This window comes from Bradyrhizobium sp. USDA 3650 (assembly GCF_054057395.1).
Genome location: NZ_JBSRZG010000001.1, coordinates 6,566,060 through 6,587,507, shown reverse-complemented (window position 1 = coordinate 6,587,507; position 21,448 = coordinate 6,566,060). Strand labels below are relative to the sequence as shown.

Below are 21,448 nucleotides of genomic sequence, written 5' to 3'. Positions count from 1 at the left end.
GACTTGTCGCCCGACTTGCCGCCCTTGTCTCACTTACGGCTTCGCTGGCGTCGTGGTCGCCGTCTTGCCGGACGGGTTACCAAAGAACCGGAAGAAATCCGAGTCCGGCCGCAGCAGGAAGCGGGTGTCGTTCGCGCGCAGCCCGGTTTCATAGGCCGCCATCGAGCGGTAGAAGGCGAAGAAATCCGCATCCTTGCCGTAGGCTTCGGCGAACAGACGGTTGCGCTCGGCATCGCCGACGCCGCGCGTCTGCTCGGCCAGCGACCTTGCATCCGCCTCGATCACGGTCGCCTCGCGGTCGGCCTTGGAGCGGATCTCCTGGGCCTTCTGGCCGCCCTGCGCGCGGAACTCGGCGGCTTCGCGCTCGCGTTCCGTCTTCATGCGCTGATAGACCGCCTGGCTGTTCTGCTCGGGCAGATCGGCACGGCGGATCCGGACGTCGACGACCTGGATGCCGTAGCCGTCGGCCTCGTGGTCGAGTTGATCGCGGATGCGCTGCATCAGTTTCTCGCGGTCGTCGCGGACCACGTTGATGAAGGTCACCTCGCCGAGCACGCGGCGCAGCGCCGCGTTCAAGAGCGTGGTGAGCTGGATATTGGCGGCCTGGATCGAGCCGATGCTCTGATAGAAGCGCAACGCGTCCTTGATGCGGTAACGCGCGAAGGCGTCGACGACGAGGCGCTTCTGGTCGGACGCGATCGCTTCCTGCGACGGGTTCTCCAGATCGAGGATGCGCTTGTCGATGTTGATCACCGAATTCCATGGCGCCTTGAAGTGCAGGCCGGGAGCGGTGACGACGTCGACGGGCTTGCCGAATTGCAGCACGATGGTCTGCTCAGTCTGCGCCACCGTGAACAGGGACATGTAGCCCACGATCACGACGAGCAGGAGGCCGAGCAGCGTGACGATGCCTGTGACCGGAGATCTCATCGGTTGCCTCCGGTCGTCTGCTGGCCGGTTGCAGGCGGCCGCTTGGCTGTCAATTCGCTGAGCGGCAGATAAGGCACGACGCCCTGGCCCGACTGGCCGCCGTCATAGATCAGCTTTTCCGAGCCGCCGAGCACGCGCTCCATCGTCTCCAGATAAATCCGTTCACGCGTCACGTCGGGCGCCTTCTTGTATTCCTCGTAAACCTTCAGGAAGCGCGAGCTCTGGCCCTTGGCCTCGGCGACCGTCTGCTCCCTGTAGCCTTCGGCGGCCTGCATGATCTGCGCTGCACGTCCGCGTGCCTGCGGCACGACCTGGTTGGCATAGGTCTGCGCCTCGTTCTGCAGCTGCTCGAGATTGGCGCGCGCCGCCTGGACGTCGCGGAAGGCGTCGATCACCTGCGCCGGCGGGTCGACCTTCTGCATCTGCACCTGGCTGATCTGAATGCCGGCGCCGTAGCTGTCCAGGGTCTTCTGGATCAGTTCCTGCACGCCCTGTTCGGTGACGTTGCGCGCGCCGGTCAGGATCGGCTGGATCTGCGAGCGGCCGATCACCTCGCGCATCGCGCTCTCGGCGACCGCCTTCACGGTGCCTTCGGGATTCTGGATGTTGAAGAGGAAATCGCCAACGCCGTTGGGCTTGATGCGCCAGAGCACCGTGAAATCGACGTCGACGATGTTCTCGTCGCCGGTCAGCATCAGGCTCTCTTCCGGCACGTCACGAATGGAGCGGCCGCGCCGCGCCGGATCGTCGATCAGCGTCATGCCGATGGAGATGGTGGACACGCGCAATGCCTTTGGCAGCAGCACAGTCTCGATCGGATAGGGCAGATGGTAGTTCAGGCCGGGCTCTACGGTGCGGACATGCTTGCCGAAGCGCAGCACGACGCCGAGCTCTTCGGACTGCACCCGGAAGAAGCCCGACAGCAGCCAGAACGCGACAATGAGCAGCACGATCAGCGTGATGCCGATGCCGGAGAAATAGCCACCCGGCATGATCTGCTGGAGGCGATCCTGGCCGCGCCGCAGAAGGTCTTCCAGATCCGGCGGCCTTGGCCCGACCGGTTGCGGGCCGTTGCCCCATGGTCCCTTCGGACCCGAGCCCCATGGGCCACCGCCCTGATTCTTCCACGGCATTCGACGCTCTCCTCGGCAGGGTGAAATTGCCCCCCGCCCGCTTTGTCCGGTCCGGCTTTATAGGGGACAGGCAGGTCCCTTACAACGCAGCCATCGCCGCCCTCCGAGCTAAGCTCGGGGGCAGAAAAGTCAATGTTAACATTGGCAAATGCGGTTAATGGCCCGCCCGCCGACGATATGTCACATAGGAGTAGTCGGCGCTGTCGTTGGGACCGGCAGGATGACGGATGCGCTCAACCTCATCCCACTCGGCCCTGTCGATGCCGAAATGCGTGTCGCCCTCGGGGCGGGCATGCACTTCCGTGATTTCGAGGCGATCGGCGCGATCGAGCCATTGCCGGTAGATTTCGGCACCGCCAATCACGGCGATCTCGGTGACCGAACGCCGCAGGGCATCGCCGCGCGCGACGGCGTCTGCGGCGGCAGTCGATGTCGTGACGATGGCGCCGATGGCGCGATAACCCGCGTCGCGCGTGACGACGATGTTGGTGCGGCCCGGAAGCGGCCGGGGCAGGGATTCGAAGGTCCTGCGGCCCATGATCACGGGCTTGCCGATCGTGAGCGCCTTGAAGCGCGCCATGTCGGATTTCATTCGCCACGGCATCGCGTTGCCGGCGCCGATGACGCCGTTCTCCGCGATCGCCACCACGAAGACGATCTCCATCAGGTCGCGCTCCCCGGCAAGCCGCGTCAGCGCAGGCCCGGTGACGCGGCACAGCGTCCAGTCGTCCAGCATGACGGCACCGAGCGATTTGTAGAACGCGATCGACGGCGCGTTCCAGTCAAGCACCGCCCATTGCAGCCGCGACCAGCCGTTCTCGACGCATTCCCTGGCAAGGTGCACGAGCAGAGCCTTGCCGAGGCCCCTGCCCCGGTGTGACGGCCGCACATACAAATCTTCGAGATAGATGCCGTGGCGGCCGCTGAACGTCGAGAAATTCGCAAACCACACCGCGAAGCCGACCGGCTCGCCGTTCCACTCGGCGAGAGCGCAATGGAGTTGCGGTCGCTCGCCGAACAGCGCGTCGGCGATGTCAGCCTCGGTCGCCTCGACCTCGTGCGAGAGCTTTTCGTACTCGGCGAGCTCGCGGATGAAAGCAAGAACCAGCCCGGCTTCGCCGGGACGCACACGGCGGATGTTGAGCGACATCGGCGTCAGACCGCGACTGCCGCCTTGATGTGCGGATGCGGGTCGTAGCCGACGAGCTCGAAGTCCTCGTAACGGAAGGAGAAGATGTCCTTCACCTCAGGATTGATCCGCATCACCGGCAGCGCGCGCGGCGCGCGCGTGAGCTGGAGCTTCGCCTGCTCCAGATGGTTGGAATAGAGATGGGTGTCACCGAACGAGTGCACGAAGTCGCCGGGCTTCAAGCCCGTGACCTGCGCCACCATCATGGTGAGCAGCGCGTAGGAGGCGATGTTGAAGGGTACGCCGAGGAACACGTCAGCCGAACGCTGATAGAGCTGGCACGACAGCTTGCCGTTGGCGACGTAGAACTGGAACAGGCAGTGGCACGGCGGCAGCGCCATCTTGTCGACCTCGGCGGGATTCCAGGCCGAGACGATCAGGCGGCGCGAGTCCGGATTGCGCTTGATCATGTCGATGACGTTCGCGATCTGATCGATACTGCGTCCGTCCGGCGCGGGCCAGGAGCGCCACTGATGGCCGTAGACGGGGCCGAGATCGCCATTGGCGTCGGCCCACTCGTCCCAGATGGTGACGCCGTTGTCGCGCAGATATTTGATGTTGGTATCGCCCTTCAGGAACCACAACAGCTCATGCACGATCGCCTTCAGCGGCAGGCGCTTGGTGGTCAGCATCGGAAAGCCGGCGGACAGGTTGAAGCGCATCTGGTGGCCGAACACCGACAGCGTGCCGGTGCCGGTCCGGTCGGTCTTTTCTGCGCCGTCTGAAAGAATCCGCTCGAGCAGGTCCTGATACTGGTGCATGTGCGTGAGCCTTTGGGGAGGCGGTAAATTTAGCGTCCGCCCCCACGCTGCGACAGCGGCGATTCGCCATCCATGGGCATTATACCCGGAAAAGTGAGCGTTCCCGGGGCAAACGACAAGGGGCGGAACTCGGCGTCCCACCCCTCGTCTATCAGATTGATCCTGCTGGCCAACTTGCCGGCTCGGGTTCGATCCACGGCGCGCCGACGCAGGCGCGGCGCCCTTAGTTTTCGGATTCCGTGAACACCTCGTCGCGCTTGGCACGCAACGCGGGCAGCACCGTGAGCACCAGCAGGAAAGCGGCGATCGCGAGCAGCACGGCCGACAGCGGACGCGTCAGGAACACGCTCCAGTCGCCGCGCGAGATCAGCAGCGCGCGGCGCAGGTTCTCTTCCATCAGCGGTCCGAGCACCATGCCGAGCAGCAGCGGCGCCGGCTCGAAATCGTGCTTGATCAGCCAGTAGCCGACCAGACCGAACACGCCTGCCAGGATGACGTCGACCGGCGCGTTGTTCACCGAGTAGATGCCGATCGCGCAGAAGATCACGATAGAGGGGAACATCAGCCGGTAGGGGACGCGCAACAGCCGCACCCAGATTCCGACCAGCGGCAGGTTGATGATGATCAGCATCAGATTGCCGATCCACATCGAGGCGATCATGCCCCAGACCAGTTCCGGCTGCTTCTGCATCACTTGCGGACCCGGCACGATGCCGTGGATGGTCATCGCGCCCACCATCAGCGCCATCACGGCGTTGGGCGGGATGCCGAGTGTCAGCAGCGGGATGAAGGAGGTCTGCGCCGCGGCATTATTGGCGCTTTCCGGCGCCGCCACGCCCTCGATCGCACCGCGGCCGAACCGCGACGGGTTCTTGGCGATCTTCTTCTCGAGCGTGTAGGACGCAAAGGACGCGATGACCGCGCCGCCGCCCGGCAGGATGCCAAGGATCGAGCCGAGCACGGTGCCGCGCAGGATCGCAGGCGCCGAGTCGATCAGGTCTTTCCTGGTCGGCATCAGGCCTGTGATCTTCTGCTGCACCAGGTCGCGATTCATCTCGGCGCCGGCGTCGAGATTGCGGATGATCTCGGCGAAGCCGAACACGCCCATCGCCACCGTCGCGAAGCCGAGACCGTCGGCAAGCTCCGGAATGTTGAAAGCCATGCGCGAGGCGCCGGTCTCGATGTCTGAGCCGACCATCGACAGCATCAGGCCGAACACGATCATCGCGATCGCCTTCAGCACCGAGCCCTTGGCCAGCACCACCGCGAAGATCAGGCCGAGCACCATCAGCGAGAAATATTCGGCCGGACCGAACGCCAGCGCGAGCTTGGTCAGCGGCGCGCCGAGCACGGCGATGAGCACGGTCGCGACGCAGCCGGCGAAGAACGAGCCGATCGCCGCGATCGCCAGCGCCGGGCCGGCACGGCCCTGCTTTGCCATCTGGTGACCGTCGATGGCGGTGACGACCGACGTCGCCTCACCGGGAATGTTGACCAGGATCGAGGTGGTCGAGCCGCCATACTGGGCGCCGTAATAGATGCCGGCGAGCATGATCAGCGCGCCGACCGGCGGCAATCCGAAGGTGATCGGCAGGAGCATCGCCACGGTTGCGACGGTGCCGATACCGGGCAGCACGCCAACCAGCGTGCCGACCAATGCGCCAATCAGGCACATGAGAATGTTGATCGAGATCGGCAGCGACAGACCGTAGAGCCACCAGGGTGACCACCAGGAGATCTGAAACACCACACCGAAACCAAGGCCCAGATTGTGGAAGAGATCGAACATCACACCCTCACTGAACCAGGAAGCGCGGGAACATCGGCATCGGCAGCCCCAGCACATAGGGGAAGAGCAGCGCGCAACCGAGCGTCAGGCAGGCGCCGACGATGATCGCTTCGACCCAGCGCGTTTCATGCGTCCCCATCGCCGAGATCAGGAAGCTCGTGAACGCCGTCACCACCACGCCAAGGGGACGAATCGCCAGGGCGAAGAAGACGATCGAGATCATCACGAAGAGCGGCCCGCGCCAGGCATAGTGCGCCATCGCCGGCCCGTCGGTCAGCAGTCCCGTCAACGCAATGCCGGCGCCAAGTGCAACCAGGAGCCCGCCAAACATCCGCGGCGCCGTGCCGGCGCCGAAGGAGAAGCCGCGCATGCCCTGCAAATCGCTGGAGGCCCACAGTGCGAACAAGGCGAGCGCCATCAGCACGATTCCGCCGACATAGTCCTGCGCCGACCTGATCGTCATGAAGAACGTGAGAATCGCCACCGCAAAGACCGGATAGGAATAGATCAGCGCCAGCAGCACATCGGATGACGCCTTCTTGGTGTCACCGCCGACCGCCCCGAGCAACGCGCCGGGCGCCCCCGCGAGCAGCGCCGTAGCGTGGCTGATCACCACGGCGGCCGGCCCACGTCCCGCGCCCCAGCCAAAGATCGTCCCGAACGACCAGATGAATTCGAAAATCTGCGGCGCTATGGCCAGCAGACAAAAGCTGATCACCACCGAGGTGTTTCGGTTGGCTGTCGCCGAGTGGCCCATCGTATCGGCCATGCATGTCTCCTCCGCGACCCGTAAGCCACGAGCAATGTTGTTCTAATCGGCTGGAAATCGATGCCCCCGCCCGGATCACTGCCTAGCCATTTTCATTACACAATGCCAGCAAAACCCAACAAGCCCCCGACGAGCAAAATCCATAGTGGATTGATGCGCGAGACGGATGCGACCACTGCAACCGTCGCGGTCAGGAGCAGCGCAGCAAGCGTGCGATCGGTCGACTCGGCGAGGATCAGGGCGCTCGCCGCCATCAGGCCGATCGAGAGCGGAACCAGTGCAGCCTGGATCAGCCCGGGCCAACGCGATTGGCTCGGCCGATTGAGGAGCCGGCTGACATAATAGGCAAGCAGCGCGGTGGGCAGGCACATGGCCAAGGTCGCCGCCAGGGCGCCGGGGATGCCGGCGACGGCATAGCCGATTAACGTGACGATAAGTACGTTCGGACCTGGTGAGAGCTGCGCGATCGCATAGGCGTCGGCGAACTGCTTGTCGGTCATCCAGTGATGCACCTCGACCGCGATGCGGTGCATCTCGGGCACGGCCGCCGCGGCGCCGCCGACTGCGAACAGCGACATCAGACCAAAGGTCGAGATCAGCGCCCAGATCGGGTTCTCCGCGTTCATGCTGCTACCTTCCGCCGCATCAGGAAAATGGCGCCGATACTGACGGGGATCGCGACCAAGAGCACGGCCTGGAGCGGCAGGCGAAGGACGCCGATGGCGAGGAAGACGCCCAGCATCAGGATGAGCGCGACGGCGTCCAGCCGCTTGAGCAGCGGCGTCATCATCCGGAAGACCACCGCGATCAAGAGGCCGACGGCCGCACAGGAGATGCCCGCGAGGATGCGGCGCAGCACCTCCACATCGCCGAACCGGGCATAGACGATCGCGAGCACCGTCATGATCAGCGTGGGCGGCAACAACAGCCCTGCAAAGGCGGCAATGCCGCCGGCGATCCCGCGCAGCCGCGCGCCGAACACCATCGACAGATTGACGATGTTGGGCCCGGGCAGGAAATGGCAGAGCGCAAATGTCTCGTTGAACTCGTCCGCCGTCATCCAGCGGTGCTGCTCGACGATGGCCTGCCGGGCGAACACCAAAACCCCGCCGAAGCCCGCCAGCGACATCCGGGCGAAGGCCAGGAACAGCGCGAGCAAGCCCGGCGGAGCGGCGCTGGCAGCGGGACGGTCCGGCTCTTGAACTGGTTGTTGGGCGGCCGGTGCGGAATCCTCGGACATGTCAGGAGCTTAGAACGCCGGCCGGCGCGCGGCCAAGCCTGCCGGGAACCTATCCCAAGGGAACCTCGGGAATGGTCGCTCGAAACACCTGTTATTTGAAACCTTTGCCCCCTATATTGGGAGTGCCGGTTCGCCGGCTATGGAAATAAACGGTCGTCGCAATAAACCATTCGGACCCGGGGGCGGTACCCGGCGCCTCCACCAAAGCCCACCAGCGGGCTAGCCCTGAGGCGGGCTTTGGCGGGGGCGAAATAGGATCGACGAGGGCGTAAAGGGCGTTCTTTTTCTCGGTATTGTTCCGCCGTTATCGGGCTATGCAATAGTTGCCAACGACAACTTTGCTCCGGTTGCTCAGGCTGCGTAACGCAGTTTGAAAGACCATTCTGAAGTCCTAACGGGTTAAGCTCCGTTAGGCGGGGTTCGGAGGCACCTGGCAACAGAAGCCTCCACTTACCTCTTATTTCCTACCCCGCGGGGACTCCTGTTGACCCGTCAGGCGCGGTACTATTGCGGCTTGGCGAGTCGGGCCGGCAGGGCCCAGCTCCTGGAATGCAACAGGACCACCATGGCGACCGATCATATCCGATACGATGTGCTGGCCCGCGACGCGCTGCGCGGCGTGTTGCGCAAGGTGCTGACCGACGCCGCGTCCCAGGGACTGCCCGGCGAGCATCATTTCTTCATCACCTTCGTGTCGAAGGCCGACGGCGTGAAGCTGTCGTCGCGGCTGCTGGCCCAGTATCCGGAAGAGATGACGATCATCCTGCAGCACCAGTTCTGGGATCTGACCGTGCTCGAGGACCGCTTCGAGGTCGGCCTGTCCTTCGGCGGCATTCCGGAGCGGCTGATCGTGCCGTTCAGCGCCATCAAGAGCTTCCTCGATCCGTCCGTGAAATTCGGCCTCCAGTTCGACACCTCCGATGTCGCCGACGTTTCGGCCGAGACATTGCCGGCCGCTCCCGCCCCATCCGCGGTCGCGGTGCCCCCTGCCACTGAACCGGCGGAAGGCACCGAGGAGCCGGCGGCCCCGAACCAGGGCGGCGCCGAAGTCGTGCGATTGGATCGTTTCCGCAAGAAATGATCTAGATCGGGCTGGCGGCCGTCGCCGGCGGCCAAACTCCCTATATAGAGGCACATGAAAAGGCCGCGTGGCATTTCGCGCGGCGGAATGGATGTGCTCATGGCCAAAACTTCCCTCTCGAAGAGTTCCCGCTCGACGGCTACCCGCTCGAAGACCGACCGCTCCTCGCGCCCGGCGACCCGCACCGAGACCGACAGCTTCGGCCCCATCGAGGTCCTCGCCGATCGCTATTGGGGCGCGCAGACCGAACGCTCGCGCCAGAATTTTCGCATCGGCATCGATCGCATGCCGATCGCGCTCGTGCATGCGCTCGGCATCGTCAAGCTCGCCGCGGCGCAGTCCAACCAGGAGCTCGGCCTGCTCGACCAGCGCCGCGCCAATGCCATCATCCGCGCCGCGCGCGAGGTGATCGAGGGCAAGCTGGACGATCATTTCCCGCTGGTGGTGTGGCAGACCGGCTCGGGCACGCAGAGCAACATGAATCTCAACGAGGTCATCGCCAACCGCGCCAATGAGATGCTCGGCGGCGAGCTCGGCGCCAAGAAGCCGGTCCATCCCAACGATCACGTCAACATGAGCCAGTCGTCGAACGACTCGTTCCCGACCGCGATGCACATCGCGGCGGCAAGCCGCATCACCGCCGATCTCGTCCCTGCCCTCGGCGAATTGCTGCGCGCGCTGCGCAAGAAGGAGAAGGAGTTCGCAAAGATCGTCAAGATCGGCCGCACCCACACCCAGGATGCGACGCCGCTGACGCTCGGCCAGGAATTTTCCGGCTATGCCGCCCAGGTCGAGAGCGGCATCGCCCGGCTCAAGGTCGCGGTGAAGGAGCTCTATCCGCTGGCGCAGGGCGGCACCGCCGTCGGCACCGGCCTCAATTCGAAGCCGCGCTTTGCAAAACTGTTCGCAAAGCACGTTGCCGGGATTACCAAGCTGCCCTTCACCAGCGCCGCCAACAAATTCGAGGCGCTGGCCTCGAACGACGCCTATGTGCTGGCGCACGGCGCCATCAATTCGGTCGCGACAGGCCTGTTCAAGATCGCCAACGACATCCGCCTGCTCGGATCGGGTCCGCGGTCGGGCCTCGGCGAACTGATGCTGCCTGAGAACGAGCCGGGCTCCTCGATCATGCCGGGCAAGGTCAATCCGACGCAGTGCGAGGCGATGACCATGGTGTGCTGCCAGGTGTTCGGCAATCACACCGCGATCACGGTTGCCGGCAGCCAGGGCCATTTCGAGCTCAACGTCTACAAGCCCGTGCTGGCCTACAACATGCTTCACTCGATCCGGCTGATGGCGGACGCCGCGCGCTCCTTCACCGAGCATTGCGTCAGCGGCATCCGCGCCGACGAGAAGCGCATCAAGGAGCTGATGCAGCGCTCGCTGATGCTGGTGACGGCGCTCGCCCCCAAGATCGGCTACGACAACGCGGCCAAGGTGGCCAAGACGGCGCATGCCAACGGCACCACCCTGAAGGAAGAGGCGCTGCGGCTCGGCTTCGTCTCGGCGGACGAGTTCGACCGTCTGGTGCGCCCCGAGAAGATGACCAGCCCGGGATAAATTCCGAATTCCGATAGCCATCCGTAATGATACGGAGCCCCAAGCTCCATTAAATGTAGGGCTTAACGGACGGGATTTGATTACCGTCAATGTCGCGGCGGGATTGCGTGTTACGCAGCCCCTCCGTCCCCACGGGGCGGAATTCATCGTTTGATGGCCCAAGGGTCGATTGACGAGGACAAGCGAATGGCGATCAAATCTCATTGGGCGCAGTGCGGCGCACAGTTTCTGAATGTTTCATCCTGCCCACGGAGGATCGGATGATGGAGACGCGACATGGGGAACGTCATCAACCTGAATCGTTTCCGGAAGCGCGCCGAGCGGCAAGCCACGGCGAAGCAGGCGGACGCCAACCGAACGAAGTTCGGCCGCACGAAGGCGGAGCGGTCGGCGGAGGAGACGCGCGCGGACCAGGCGAAGGCGCACCTGGACCAGCACCAGATCGATCGCGAGGAGCAGCCATGAAGTCGCCCGTCGTGAAACGGTCGATCGTCGTCGCCGGTCACAAGACCAGCGTCAGCCTGGAAGAGGCGTTCTGGAACGGCATGAAGGAGATCTCGGGCCTGCGCAACATGACGCTGTCCGAGCTGGTCGGCGAGATCGACGGCAACCGCCAGCAGGGCAATCTGTCCTCGGCGATCCGCCTGTTCGTGCTCGACTACTTCAAGAGCCGCGCCATGGCCGCCATCCAGGCGGAAAAGGTCCCGGCCCAATAGCCGTCTTGACGCCGAGCTTGGCGCCAATCCTGGCGCCAATCGCCTTCGTCACGAAGCTGGCACTTTAAAATCACTCTAAGGTGCAGTTTCAGCGACCGAGCGCGCTTGACCTCGATGCCCTGCGTTGAAAATACAGGGCATGACCGACATCCATGATACGCGTCCGCAGATGCCGCTGGGCCTGGCCCAGCGCGGCTATACCGGCGTCATCCAGCACCTTTCCCCCAAGGACGCAGGCTCGGCGCTCTCGGACATCGAGCTCGAGAGCCGGCTGATCGAGCTCGGCTTCGTCGAGGGCGCCCGGGTCGAGGTCCTGCACGAGGGGCTGGTCGGGCGCGACCCGATCGCGGTGCGGGTCGACAGCATCACCATCGCGGTCCGCCGTCGCGAAGCCATGGCCATCATCGTCGCCTGAAGCGACCGGACCCCAACTTCATGGAATTGCCCCTACTTCATCTCGCCCTGGTCGGCACGCCAAACAGCGGCAAGACCTCGCTGTTCAATGCGCTGACCGGCAGCCGGCAGAAGGTCGCGAACTATCCCGGCGTCACCGTCGAGCGCAAGGAAGGATTCTTCGTCACGCCCATGGGCCGCCAGGTCTCCGTGGTCGACCTGCCCGGCACCTATTCCCTGCGCGGCCGCAGCCCGGACGAGGAAATCACCCGCGACTTCGTGCTCGGCAAGGCTTCCGGCGAGACCCTGCCCGACCTCGTGCTGTGCGTGGCCGATTCCACCAATCTGCGCCTGACCATCCGCCTGCTGCTGGAGCTCAAGCGCACCGGCCGGCCGATGATCCTCGTGCTCAACATGTTCGACATCGCGACCCGCCGCGGCATCACTGTCGACGTCGAGCGGCTCGCCAAGGAGCTCGGCGTGCCCGTGGTCACCTCGATCGCGGTGCGCAAGGGCGGCACGGCCGACCTGCTGTCGCTGACCGACGAGATTTCGGCAAAGCTCGCCGCCGAGCCGGGCGAGAACAATTGGCGGGCGCTCAGCGTGGCCGATCTGCGCGCCACCCAACGCGAAGCCGACCGCATCATCGCCGATTGCGTCAGCCTGCCCAGCCGGCCCGACACCTGGACCGCGCGGATCGACGCGGTCGTGCTGCATCCCGTCGGCGGGCTGATCGTGCTCGCGGCTATCCTGTTCGTGATGTTCCAGGCGGTGTTCGCCTGGGCGCAGCCGCTGATGGAGCTGCTCAACTCGGGCTTCGACTCGCTCGGCGAGTTCGTGCACGCCACCCTGCCCGCAGGCCTGCTGCAGAGCTTCCTTCAGAACGGCGTGATATCAGGCGTCGGCAGCGTCATCGTGTTCCTGCCGCAGATCATCATCATCTTCCTGTTCATCCTGCTGCTGGAAGATTTCGGCTACATGGCGCGCGCCGCGTTCCTGATGGACCGCATCATGGGCGGCGCCGGCCTGCACGGCCGCGCCTTCATTCCGCTGCTGTCGAGCTTTGCCTGCGCCATCCCCGGCATCATGGCGACGCGCGTGATCGACAACAAGCGCGACCGGCTGACCACGATCCTGATCGCGCCACTGATGACCTGCTCGGCGCGCATTCCCGTCTACACGCTGATCATCTCCGCCTTCATTCCGGCAAAGGACGTCTGGGGCTTCATCAACCTCCAGGGCCTCGTGATGTTCGGCCTCTACGCGGCCGGCATCATCAGCGCGCTTGCCGTCTCGTTCCTCATCAAATTCTTCATGCTGCGCGACTATGCGCCGGCGCCGTTCATGCTGGAGCTGCCGGACTACAAGATGCCGCGGCTGAAATCGATCGCGATCGGCGTCTACACGCGGGCCAAGATGTTCCTGCACCGCGCCGGCACCACGATCTTCTCGATGATGGTGCTGATCTGGTTCCTGGCCTCGTTCCCGCAGCCGCCCGCGGGCGCCACCGAACCGGCGATCGACTTCAGCCTGGCCGCGATCATCGGCAAGGCGCTCGAGCCGCTGCTGGCGCCGGTCGGCTTCAACTGGCAGATCGCGGTGGCGCTGATCCCGGGCATGGCGGCGCGCGAGGTCGCGGTCGCTGCACTCGGCACCGTCTATGCGATCGAAGGCGGCAAGGAAGCGGCCGAGCAGATCGGCCTGGTGCTGGCGACGAAATGGTCGCTCGCGACCGCGCTGTCGATGCTGGCCTGGTACATCTTCGCCCCGCAATGCGCATCCACGCTGGCCGTGATCCGGCGCGAGACCGGAAGCTGGACCTGGATGGCGGTCACCTTCTTCTACATGCTGGTGCTGGCCTATGCCGCGAGCCTTCTGACCTACAATGTCGCGGTCGCGTTCGGGGCGGGATAGCACCTCTCGAAACCAAAAGCGCGAAAACAACCCCATGCACAGTAGACCGACCCCGTGAAATCAATGGCTTACGCGTGTGCTAAAATCAGCTGACCGTCGCTGGCCAGAATCAACGCCGGCACACAAGGCCGGTTGCGCCGTCGGGCAAAACAGGCGCATGATGGTAGTGTCAGAGAATTGGCGAAACGCTCGGTGACGGCAAGATACCGGAGCCTGGCACGCCTTCTCAGCCGCTGGCCTGTGTTGCCGGGAACGACGCAGTGAACACCGTTTCATCCCGCATCGACGACGCGACGATCAGCCCGCCATGGGCGCGCGCGATCTCCTGGGCGATGTACAGTCCGAGCCCAAGCCCTTTCTGGTTCGGCAGAACGTCGCCGCGATCGAACGCCGTGAAAAGGCGCGGGATCGTATCAGCCGGAATTGGCGCGCCTTTGTTGGCAACGCTGAGATCAAAGCCAGCGCCGGTCGTCTGCGCCAGCACCCTGATCGGCTTGTCGGCGGCGCCATAGGAAATCGCGTTGCCGAGAAGATTGGACAGCATCTGACCTATGCGGTCGGCGTCGATTCTCACAGGTCCAGGAACGTTGACGACCGTTTCGATGACGCGATCCGGATGCACGTTCTCGAACTCCGCGACGATCTGCTTGATGACAGGCTCGAGCGGCTGTTCTTTCAGCTTGAGCTGCATGCCGGCGCCGAGCCGCGCGCGGGCGAAGTCCATGACATTGTCGATCAGGCCCGCCATCCGGGCCACGCTTCCCTGCAGCAGGTTGATCCAGTTCTTGCCCTCGTCATCGACCTTCTTGTTCAGAAGCCGCAGCCCGCCCTGGATCGAGGCGAGAGGGTTTCTGAGGTCGTGACCGAGCACGGCAATGAACTGCTCGCGCAGTTCGGCATTGCGTTGTTCCAGCGCGAGCCTGTTCTCGATCAATTCGACACGGTCAGCCGCGTCGAGGTGAGACGCGATCAGCTCCGCAAAAAGCTTGAACATGCCGATGATCTCGGGAGTCCGAAGCTTGCGCGGCTTCGGATCGATCGCGCAAAGAGTTCCAAAGAATGAACCGTCGGGAAGAATGATCGGCACGGAGATGTAGCTTTGGAGGCCATATTGCGCGGGCGTGTGATGCGTACAGTACGCGGCGTCTTCGCTGACATTCTCGATGACGACCGCCTCGCGGCTCTGCCGGATCTCGTGGCAGATCGTGGTCTCGACCTTGAGCTCGTCACCGGGCTTCAGCCCGAACGCAAGTTCGTCACGCGAGGCACAGGTGATCCACCTGTCCTCGGTGACGCGGGCAACGGCCGTAAACCCCATTCCGGTGGTCCGGCTGACCACGTCCAGGATGGTCGAGACCGCAGCGATCCCGCTGACCTGGGCTATGTCGCGCTCGAAATCCATTGCCACTCCGCGTCGGAACTACGCTGGACGACCGTCACCCCCACGAAAGCGCGTCCCTGCAATGGTAAAAAGCACTGCCAGTTATTCCGCGTCAATGTTACTCGACGTCTCGCCTTGGAAACGGCTATCTGTTCCCAATGGAACATTTCAGCACGGTTAGGCTCAGCGCCGAGAGGCTTCGTGAGGATCACCTCGCTCACCTCGTTGCGTTGCACCTCGATGCGGACGTTTCGCGCTATCTCGGCGGCGTCCGTTCGGCGGAGAGGACGAAGACCTATCTCGACACCAATATGGCGCATTGGGACCAGCATGGCTTCGGGCTCTGGGTGCTGCGAACGAAAGACGGGGCATTCGCGGGGCGAGCGGGCATCCGGCACATCCTGGTGGACGATATCGACGAGATCGAGATTGCCTACGCGTTCAAGCGCGACGTCTGGGGCCAGGGACTTGCAAGCGAGATCGCCACGGCGCTGACGGATATCGGACTGTTACATCACGAGCTGCCGTCTCTGATCGGCATCGTCTTCGCCAGAAACGGCGCGTCGCGCCGTGTATTGGAGAAATCGAATTATCTCCTCGAGCGAAGTACGATCCGTCACGGCGAAGACGTCGTGATCTACCGTATTCGGCGGTAGACCCCAAAAGCCAGAAGTCCGGAGCCGCAGAGCACGACGGCGGCGGCAATGAAGGCGCTCCGGTACCCACTGCTGTCGTACAAGAATCCTCCGAGGGAGGCGCCCGCCGTTATGGCGAGCTGGATCACCGCGACCATCAGGCCGCCGCCCGCCTCCGCATCCTCAGGCAGCGTCTTGCTCATCCAGGTCCACCAAGCGACCGGTGCGGCCGTGCCGATGAGGCCCCAAACCGGCCAGCAGCACGGTAACAACGAGGGTCGACCCTCCGAAGGCGATCAAGCCGAGGGCAAGGGCGGTCATCGCAAGCGGCATGCCGATCAGAAGCCCGTGCAAGCCTCGCTTCAGTAGGAAGCTGATGAGGTAGGTCCCGAGCAGGCCCGCGACGCCGACCACGAGCAGGATAGCCGAGAGCGTGGAGACGTCTACGCGTGTCACGGTCTCCAGGAATGGACGCAAATAGGTGAAAAGCGCGAACTGGCCCATGAACAGGAGGGCAACCGAGAGCATCCCGATGCCGACTACCGGCCGGCGAAGCAATCCGAAAACGTTCCCCGCGGCACCGCGTTCTGAGGGCATTGAGGGCAATGTGGCGTATTGCCAGACCAGAGTGACTATCGCGAGCGGGACGACACAGAAGAACGCACCCCGCCAGCCGATGAACTGACCGAGGAAGCTGCCGAGCGGCGCGGCGATCGTGGTCGCCAGCGCGTTTCCACCATTGAGGAGGCTAAGCGCGGCCGCAACCTGCCGCTCCGGCACAAGGCGCATCACGGTAGCCGCCGACATCGACCAGAACCCGCCGATGACGATCCCGATCAGCGCGCGCCCTGCCATGAACACCAGGGCATTCGGGGCCAAGGCCACCATCAGCCCCGAGACGATCATCAGCGAGGTAAGGCCCAGCAACAGGCTGCGTCGATCGATGCCCCGTGTCACCGACGCGATCGCAAGGCTGGTGAAGACGGCGAACAGTCCGGAGACCGCGATGGCCTGGCCCGCCTGCCCCTCGGTCATGTGGAGATCGGTCCCGATCGGTGTCAGCAGGCTGACCGGCATGAACTCGGACGCAATCAATGTCCCGACGCACAAGGTCAGCGCAAAGACCGCACTCCAAGCCGGATCGCGCGACAGCGCCTCGTTGCTTTGGGCGAGTTGTACGCTCATGATTGGGCGCCGAGCACGATCGGCGTTGCCTGTATCAGCTTGAGCGACTTCACCATCTTCTCAACCGTCGCCTTGTATTTCTTGAAATGATCTGTTCCGAGATGAGCTTCGTAGGCGCTCCTGTCCCGGTAGATTTCGAAGACCTTGACGTGGGCCGGGTTGTCCTTTTCGGAAACGGCGTAGAGCACCAGGACGCCCGGCTCCTTGCGAATTGCTGCGTCGATCTGTTCCTGCACCGCAGCCCTGTAGCCCTCCAATTGGACGGGATCAATCTCGATTTCCGCCACCTGGACATATCGTTCGTCCGCCTGCTGGGCGACGACGCCGCCGGCGAATACAGCGGCCAGCATCGATAGGCCGTACGAGAAAAGCTGCTTCTTCTTCATGTTCTCCCCCTCAGAGGCTTCACTGGCCCTGCCTGATTTCGACTGCTCGAAGGGTGCTCGCGGCTTTGGCGATGTCGTTCAGTTCATCGCCGTCGCACCCGCGCATCGCAGATATCACTTCAGGTATTGGTCGTCGGCCACCTTCTCCATCCAATCGACGTTCTTTCCGTTGACGGATTCCTGAATGGCGATGTGCGTCATTGCGGTGGTCCGCGTCGCTCCGTGCCAATGTTTCAAGCCCGGCGGAAACCACACGACGTCGCCGGCGCGGATTTCCTCAATCTGTCCGCCCTCCCGCTGCACCCAGCCGAGACCGGCTGTCACGATCAGCGTCTGCCCGAGCGGATGCGTGTGCCAGGCCGTGCGTGCGCCGGGTTCAAAAGTGACCTGAGCGCCGCTGACGCGTGCGGGCTCGGGCGCCGCGAACAGCGGGTCGATGCGCACCGTCCCGGTGAACCAGTGTTCGGGGCCCTTCTGGGAAGGGCGGGACCCGTTTCTCTTGATGTCGATGTCCATTGCAGTCTCCTTCAGTGCTTCGGACGCGAGCGCCGGCGCCAGTCGAATTCCCGCGACGGCGAAGGCGCTTCCGCCAATGAGAATGTCTCTACGCGTCACCACGGCATGTCTCCGCTCGTGGCGGATCGCGAACGGGATTGTCGATCGAGGCATTGTCGTTCTTTCAGCGAGGTCGCTTCTCGATGACGTCCTTGACGACAGGCGCCGCGGAGAAAGCGCTAGGCCAGCCGGCGTAGAAGGCGAGATGGCCGAGCACCTCGCCCGCTTCCTCCCGAGTCAACCCGTTGTCCATGGCGCGGTTCAAATGGTAGGTGATCTGCGCGACCTGACCGGTGGCGATCAGCGCGCTTACGGTCACCAGGCTGCGGTCGCGCGGAGCCAGCGCGGGCCTGAGCCAGAGGTCGCGGAACAGCACGTCGGTCGTAAACTGGACAAGGCTCGGCGTGATCTGCCCGAACTGCTCTCCGACGCGCGTTGCCCGCTGCTTCTCCGCCGCCTCGTCGAGCGGCAGTTGCGGCCCCGACGCCGGGGGAAGCTGATCGGGCCCGATGTTGCGGCGCTCGAAGACTTCCTTCGCAGCCGGGACCGCATCAATCGCGTTGGCCCAGCCGGTGTAGAAGGCCAGATGCGTGATGATCTCCGATATCTCCGACGGCTTCACGCCGTTGTCCAGCGCGAGACCCAGATAGTACGGGAGCTCCACTGTCTGATTTCGGGCGATGAGAGCCGCGAAGGTGACGATGCTGCGGTCCCGAGGCGTAAGCCCCGGGCGCTTCCACAGATCGCCGTGGACGAGTTTTTGCGCGTAACCTTCGAGGGCTGGCGCGACCGCGCGGACGTCTACCGGCTTTGACATGGTCTTTGCTCCTTCGATGGATCCGTCTCGGGCCGCGACCGGGCCGTCAGCAAACAGGCAGAACGAAAACAAGGCCGCTGCGAGCATTCTCATCGCGTGAATCCTTCCAGGTTTGTCGGGCGCACCATCAGCCACAAGGCGACGAGTGCTGCGCAGGGCACGGTGCCCGCGCTCACGAGAAACCCGGACGTTCAATCGCGTCAGGCTGCGATCAACGAGCGCAGGGCTGGCGAGCCCTCGGGCGAAGAGAAGATCAAGTGCCGCTCATGTTGATGGGAAACTAAGGCTTCCGCCTCCGTCCGATTAGGTGATAAAATCCGCATGCAGTCATAAGACAGGCTTATCAATGAACCGGGACGACGCCAGCGATATCCTGGCCTTCCTCGCCGTGGCGAGGGAACGCAGCTTCACGCGTGCCGCAGCCAAGCTTGGTATGACGCAATCGGCGCTGAGCCAGATCATTCGAAAGCTGGAGGAACGGCTGGGGGTCCGTCTTCTCAATCGAACGACCCGGAGCGTCACGCCCACTCAAGCCGGAGAACGGCTGTTCGTGAGCGTCGGGCCCAAATTCACGGAGATGGATGCTGATCTTGCTGCCCTGAGCGAGCTCCGGGAAAAGCCCGCTGGGACCGTACGTTTGACGGCAACGGAGTACGCCGCCACCGAGATCCTGCTGCCGGCGCTGGGGAAGATTCTTCCCCAATATCCAGACATCCATGTCGAGGTGATCATCGATTACGGGCTCACCAACATCGTGGCGCAGCAGGTCGATGCGGGCATTCGTCCGGGCGAGCTCGTCGCCAAGGACATGATCGCGGTGCGCGTCAGTCCTGATCTGCGAATGGCCGTCGTGGGATCGCCGGCCTACTTCGCCGAACGCAAGCGGCCCAGGACGCCTCAGGATCTAACCGGCCACAATTGTCTGAACCTGCGCCTTCCGACCCACGGCGGCAGCCTGTACGCGTGGGAGTTCGAGAAGAACGGGCGGGAGCTCAACGTGCGCGTGGAAGGACAGCTTGTGTTCAACAGCGCAGGGCTTCTTCTCGAGGGAGCTCTAAAGGGCCTGGGACTTGCCTACCTCACGGAGGGGCACGTGCAGCCATACATCTCGCAGGGCCGGCTGATCAGGGGGCTGTCGGATTGGTGTCCGCCGTTCTCGGGTTACCACCTCTATTATCCCAGTCGGCGCCAACCTTCACCGGCATTCTCGCTGCTCGTCGAGGCTCTTCGATATCGCGGCAAGTAGATTGCCGCTCAGGGCGCCTGACCATCTTCGGCCGGGCACGATTGCTATCTGAAATACCCCAAGCACGAGATCGACATCCGCGCTGCCGGCCGCGGTGCCGTTCAACTCGGCGTCGATGACGCGGCGGCAAGCCTCGATCGCGGCATGGTCGCCGAGATCGTTGGCGGCTTCCAGCACGAGCCAGGCGGCATCGACCGAGGCCTGGTCCGCTGCTCCGCCGCCGATCTCGCCGGCTGCGGCCTTGTCGAGGTTCTTGTTTGGATTCTTGCGAACGGCGGTGCCGAATTGAGGCAACATTGCAAATACTCCCTGCCAATTCCCGGATGATGCTCGGTGTACCTGTTCGGTTTACCGCTCAGTGCACCTGCAGCTCGGGCTGACGACCCGTGGCGGGATCGGAGCCGGTCTTGCGCGACTGGTAGAACTTCAAGACGCTGCGCGAGGTCTCGATCTTGAGCTTGCCGAAATCGCGTTCGTTGTCGTGGAGCTCGCGCGCCGTGATCAGATGATCCTTGGCACCGAGGAACAGCAGCGACATGGTGGTGTCCCAGGAGAAGTCGAGCGCCTTGCACAGCACCAGGATCATCTCGCGATTGCGGTCCATCATCGCACGCTCGATCACGTCGACCGGCAGCGACGACAACAGCGACAGGCCAATCTGCACCTCGTCGAAGCGGTGCTGGCGCGCATAGTTCGAGATCGAGTCCTGGTTGAGGTTGCCCTGCCGGTACTGCGTCGTCACCACGCGTTTGGCGACGAAATAGCTGCGCGAGGACGGGCCGAATTTGGACTGCAGATCGCCGGTGACGTCGCTCACCGAGCTCTGGATCTGCGCCATCATTTCCGGCCGCTCGTGCTCGAGCCGGCGGCGGACGTCCTCCGACGCCTTCGAGATCAGCTGCTGGAAGATGTGACGCGGCACGTCCTTGCGCAGGCCAAGCTGCTCGGCAAGGATCGAGTCACCCTCGGCGCGGCGGACCATGTGCAGAAGGCCCGAGCCGGAGAAGCGTGCGCCCTCGTTTTTGGCAACCGACGTCACCACCTCCTGGTCGCCGCGCTTGACCAGCACGTCGGTGACGGCCTCGCCGATCGACTTGCGCTGGGCGATCGCGAGCAGATGCGACTGGCTCTTGGTCATGGCGCTCTCGACCAGCAGCTTCTCGTCGATACGATTGGAGTCGCGCAGCACGGGACCGGCGACCTCGATCTCGTCGGCGATCGCGAGTTGCGCAATGACATTGAGCGGAGCGTGATCGCAGGCTGCCATGACCTCGGAGAGCTGCACCCGCGCGGCAACCTCGATCTCGTCGGCGAGCCGGCCGATGACTTCGCCGAACGTGCTGATCTCGTCGTCGCTGTAGCGGCCGGTGATCAGAATGTCGGTCGCGTGCCACAACGCCTTGTTCCGGCTTTCGTCGGTGCCGCGTGCGATGGCGTCGTCCAGATCCTGCAGAAGTGTTGTCGCGCCGTTCATCCCGATGACCCCAGTTCTTGGCTAGCCATCCTGCTTGTGCCGCAGGACGCCGAGTTCCTCTGGGAACAGAGACTAGGGAACAAACGCGAGAATCCGGTAAAGTCGGCAGATCAGTTTTGCCGAGCAAAATTCGTTAAAATGCGTGGGAATGGGTTTACCGGTGCGTCACGAGGAAGCTGCGCTCCCTCTCCCGCTTGCTGAAAAGGCTTGGGGCACTGATGCCTCTGCGGCGTCATGGCCGGGCTTGTCCCGGCCATCCACGTCTCACCGCCTCGGACGAAGAACGTGGATGCC

The 21,448-nt window shown here is 63.8% G+C and carries 21 protein-coding genes, 1 other RNA gene and 3 pseudogenes; 9 read left to right on the top strand and 16 right to left on the bottom strand.

All coding sequences use genetic code 11. The annotated features are described in order from the left end of the window. Nucleotides 1–33: 33 nt before the first annotated feature. The 9 genes and pseudogenes from hflC to ACVIN2_RS30900 form a co-directional block, all read right to left on the bottom strand. Nucleotides 34–930 (bottom strand): protease modulator HflC, encoded by an 897-nt coding sequence (gene hflC, locus ACVIN2_RS30940; protein WP_456768483.1) that lies wholly within the window; start codon nt 928–930, stop codon nt 34–36. Further along, nucleotides 927–2,063: an FtsH protease activity modulator HflK gene (hflK, locus tag ACVIN2_RS30935; RefSeq protein WP_007600977.1), complete on the bottom strand. Its 1,137-nt coding sequence runs from the start codon at nt 2,061–2,063 to the stop codon at nt 927–929. Before hflK ends, hflC begins: the two co-directional genes overlap by 4 nt. A gap of 154 nt (nt 2,064–2,217) precedes the next feature. Then, nucleotides 2,218–2,727, bottom strand: a complete 510-nt coding sequence (locus ACVIN2_RS30930; RefSeq protein ID WP_456769836.1) for a dihydrofolate reductase — start codon at nt 2,725–2,727, stop codon at nt 2,218–2,220. Nucleotides 2,728–2,739: 12 nt separating this feature from the next. After that, nucleotides 2,740–3,213, bottom strand: a pseudogene (locus ACVIN2_RS30925) (N-acetyltransferase family protein); the annotation flags it as partial. Nucleotides 3,214–3,218: 5 nt separating this feature from the next. Then, complete coding sequence (locus ACVIN2_RS30920; protein WP_456768482.1) at nt 3,219–4,013, bottom strand: thymidylate synthase; 795 nt, start codon at nt 4,011–4,013, stop codon at nt 3,219–3,221. Between the two features lie 223 nt (nt 4,014–4,236). Beyond that, the gene (locus tag ACVIN2_RS30915; RefSeq protein ID WP_007600973.1) at nt 4,237–5,802 is read right to left on the bottom strand and encodes a tripartite tricarboxylate transporter permease; all 1,566 of its coding nucleotides are present in this window, start codon (nt 5,800–5,802) and stop codon (nt 4,237–4,239) included. Between the two features lie 7 nt (nt 5,803–5,809). Then, nucleotides 5,810–6,571, bottom strand: a complete 762-nt coding sequence (locus ACVIN2_RS30910; RefSeq protein WP_456768481.1) for a tripartite tricarboxylate transporter TctB family protein — start codon at nt 6,569–6,571, stop codon at nt 5,810–5,812. Between the two features lie 95 nt (nt 6,572–6,666). Further along, nucleotides 6,667–7,197, bottom strand: coding sequence for a chromate transporter (locus ACVIN2_RS30905; protein WP_007600971.1), 531 nt, complete (start codon nt 7,195–7,197; stop codon nt 6,667–6,669). Beyond that, complete coding sequence (locus tag ACVIN2_RS30900; protein WP_456768480.1) at nt 7,194–7,811, bottom strand: chromate transporter; 618 nt, start codon at nt 7,809–7,811, stop codon at nt 7,194–7,196. Before ACVIN2_RS30900 ends, ACVIN2_RS30905 begins: the two co-directional genes overlap by 4 nt. Before the next feature lie 85 nt (nt 7,812–7,896). Here ACVIN2_RS30900 and ssrA point away from each other — a divergent pair. The 7 genes from ssrA to feoB all read left to right on the top strand — a co-directional run bounded on the left by ssrA (nt 7,897) and on the right by feoB (nt 13,475). Continuing rightward, nucleotides 7,897–8,262: a transfer-messenger RNA gene (gene ssrA, locus ACVIN2_RS30895) on the top strand. A gap of 114 nt (nt 8,263–8,376) precedes the next feature. After that, the gene (locus ACVIN2_RS30890; protein WP_456768479.1) at nt 8,377–8,892 is read left to right on the top strand and encodes an SspB family protein; all 516 of its coding nucleotides are present in this window, start codon (nt 8,377–8,379) and stop codon (nt 8,890–8,892) included. A gap of 87 nt (nt 8,893–8,979) precedes the next feature. Continuing rightward, nucleotides 8,980–10,452 (top strand): class II fumarate hydratase, encoded by a 1,473-nt coding sequence (gene fumC / locus ACVIN2_RS30885; RefSeq protein ID WP_456769835.1) that lies wholly within the window; start codon nt 8,980–8,982, stop codon nt 10,450–10,452. Between the two features lie 276 nt (nt 10,453–10,728). Further along, complete coding sequence (locus tag ACVIN2_RS30880) at nt 10,729–10,917, top strand: DUF4169 family protein (protein WP_027570789.1); 189 nt, start codon at nt 10,729–10,731, stop codon at nt 10,915–10,917. Further along, nucleotides 10,914–11,168, top strand: a complete 255-nt coding sequence (locus ACVIN2_RS30875) for a ribbon-helix-helix domain-containing protein (RefSeq protein ID WP_007600962.1) — start codon at nt 10,914–10,916, stop codon at nt 11,166–11,168. Before ACVIN2_RS30880 ends, ACVIN2_RS30875 begins: the two co-directional genes overlap by 4 nt. A 139-nt stretch (nt 11,169–11,307) precedes the next feature. After that, nucleotides 11,308–11,583, top strand: a complete 276-nt coding sequence (locus tag ACVIN2_RS30870; protein ID WP_007600961.1) for a FeoA family protein — start codon at nt 11,308–11,310, stop codon at nt 11,581–11,583. 20 nt (nt 11,584–11,603) lie between these two features. Continuing rightward, nucleotides 11,604–13,475 (top strand): ferrous iron transporter B, encoded by a 1,872-nt coding sequence (gene feoB, locus ACVIN2_RS30865; RefSeq protein WP_456768478.1) that lies wholly within the window; start codon nt 11,604–11,606, stop codon nt 13,473–13,475. Between the two features lie 226 nt (nt 13,476–13,701). Here feoB and ACVIN2_RS30860 read toward each other — a convergent pair whose 3' ends face one another. Next, nucleotides 13,702–14,877, bottom strand: coding sequence for a GAF domain-containing sensor histidine kinase (locus tag ACVIN2_RS30860; protein WP_456768477.1), 1,176 nt, complete (start codon nt 14,875–14,877; stop codon nt 13,702–13,704). Nucleotides 14,878–15,014: 137 nt separating this feature from the next. Between ACVIN2_RS30860 and ACVIN2_RS30855 the strand changes: the two genes are divergently transcribed. After that, complete coding sequence (locus tag ACVIN2_RS30855) at nt 15,015–15,512, top strand: GNAT family N-acetyltransferase (protein ID WP_456768476.1); 498 nt, start codon at nt 15,015–15,017, stop codon at nt 15,510–15,512. Here ACVIN2_RS30855 and ACVIN2_RS30850 read toward each other — a convergent pair. The 4 genes and pseudogenes from ACVIN2_RS30850 to ACVIN2_RS30835 all read right to left on the bottom strand — a co-directional run bounded on the left by ACVIN2_RS30850 (nt 15,494) and on the right by ACVIN2_RS30835 (nt 18,527). Further along, a pseudogene (locus ACVIN2_RS30850) lies at nt 15,494–16,676 on the bottom strand (MFS transporter). The gene ACVIN2_RS30855 and the pseudogene ACVIN2_RS30850 sit on opposite strands and share 19 nt — an antisense overlap. Next, on the bottom strand, nt 16,673–17,062 hold the full coding sequence (locus ACVIN2_RS30845; RefSeq protein WP_456768475.1) for a putative quinol monooxygenase: 390 nt from the start codon (nt 17,060–17,062) through the stop codon (nt 16,673–16,675). Before ACVIN2_RS30845 ends, ACVIN2_RS30850 begins: the two are co-directional and overlap by 4 nt. A gap of 114 nt (nt 17,063–17,176) precedes the next feature. Continuing rightward, complete coding sequence (locus tag ACVIN2_RS30840) at nt 17,177–17,572, bottom strand: (R)-mandelonitrile lyase (RefSeq protein WP_456769834.1); 396 nt, start codon at nt 17,570–17,572, stop codon at nt 17,177–17,179. A 169-nt stretch (nt 17,573–17,741) separates the two neighbouring features. Next, a complete protein-coding gene (locus ACVIN2_RS30835; protein ID WP_456768474.1) occupies nt 17,742–18,527 on the bottom strand; it encodes a carboxymuconolactone decarboxylase family protein in 786 nt (261 codons plus the stop codon). Between the two features lie 253 nt (nt 18,528–18,780). On the opposite strand from ACVIN2_RS30835, the gene ACVIN2_RS30830 reads away from it, so the two are divergent. Continuing rightward, the gene (locus ACVIN2_RS30830; protein ID WP_456768473.1) at nt 18,781–19,680 is read left to right on the top strand and encodes a LysR family transcriptional regulator; all 900 of its coding nucleotides are present in this window, start codon (nt 18,781–18,783) and stop codon (nt 19,678–19,680) included. Between the two features lie 48 nt (nt 19,681–19,728). Here ACVIN2_RS30830 and ACVIN2_RS30825 read toward each other — a convergent pair. After that, a pseudogene (locus tag ACVIN2_RS30825) lies at nt 19,729–19,977 on the bottom strand (hypothetical protein); the annotation flags it as partial. A 58-nt stretch (nt 19,978–20,035) separates the two neighbouring features. Continuing rightward, entirely contained in the window at nt 20,036–21,154 is a 1,119-nt protein-coding gene (locus tag ACVIN2_RS30820; RefSeq protein ID WP_456768472.1) for a DUF2336 domain-containing protein, read from the bottom strand. Nucleotides 21,155–21,448 lie beyond the last annotated feature (294 nt).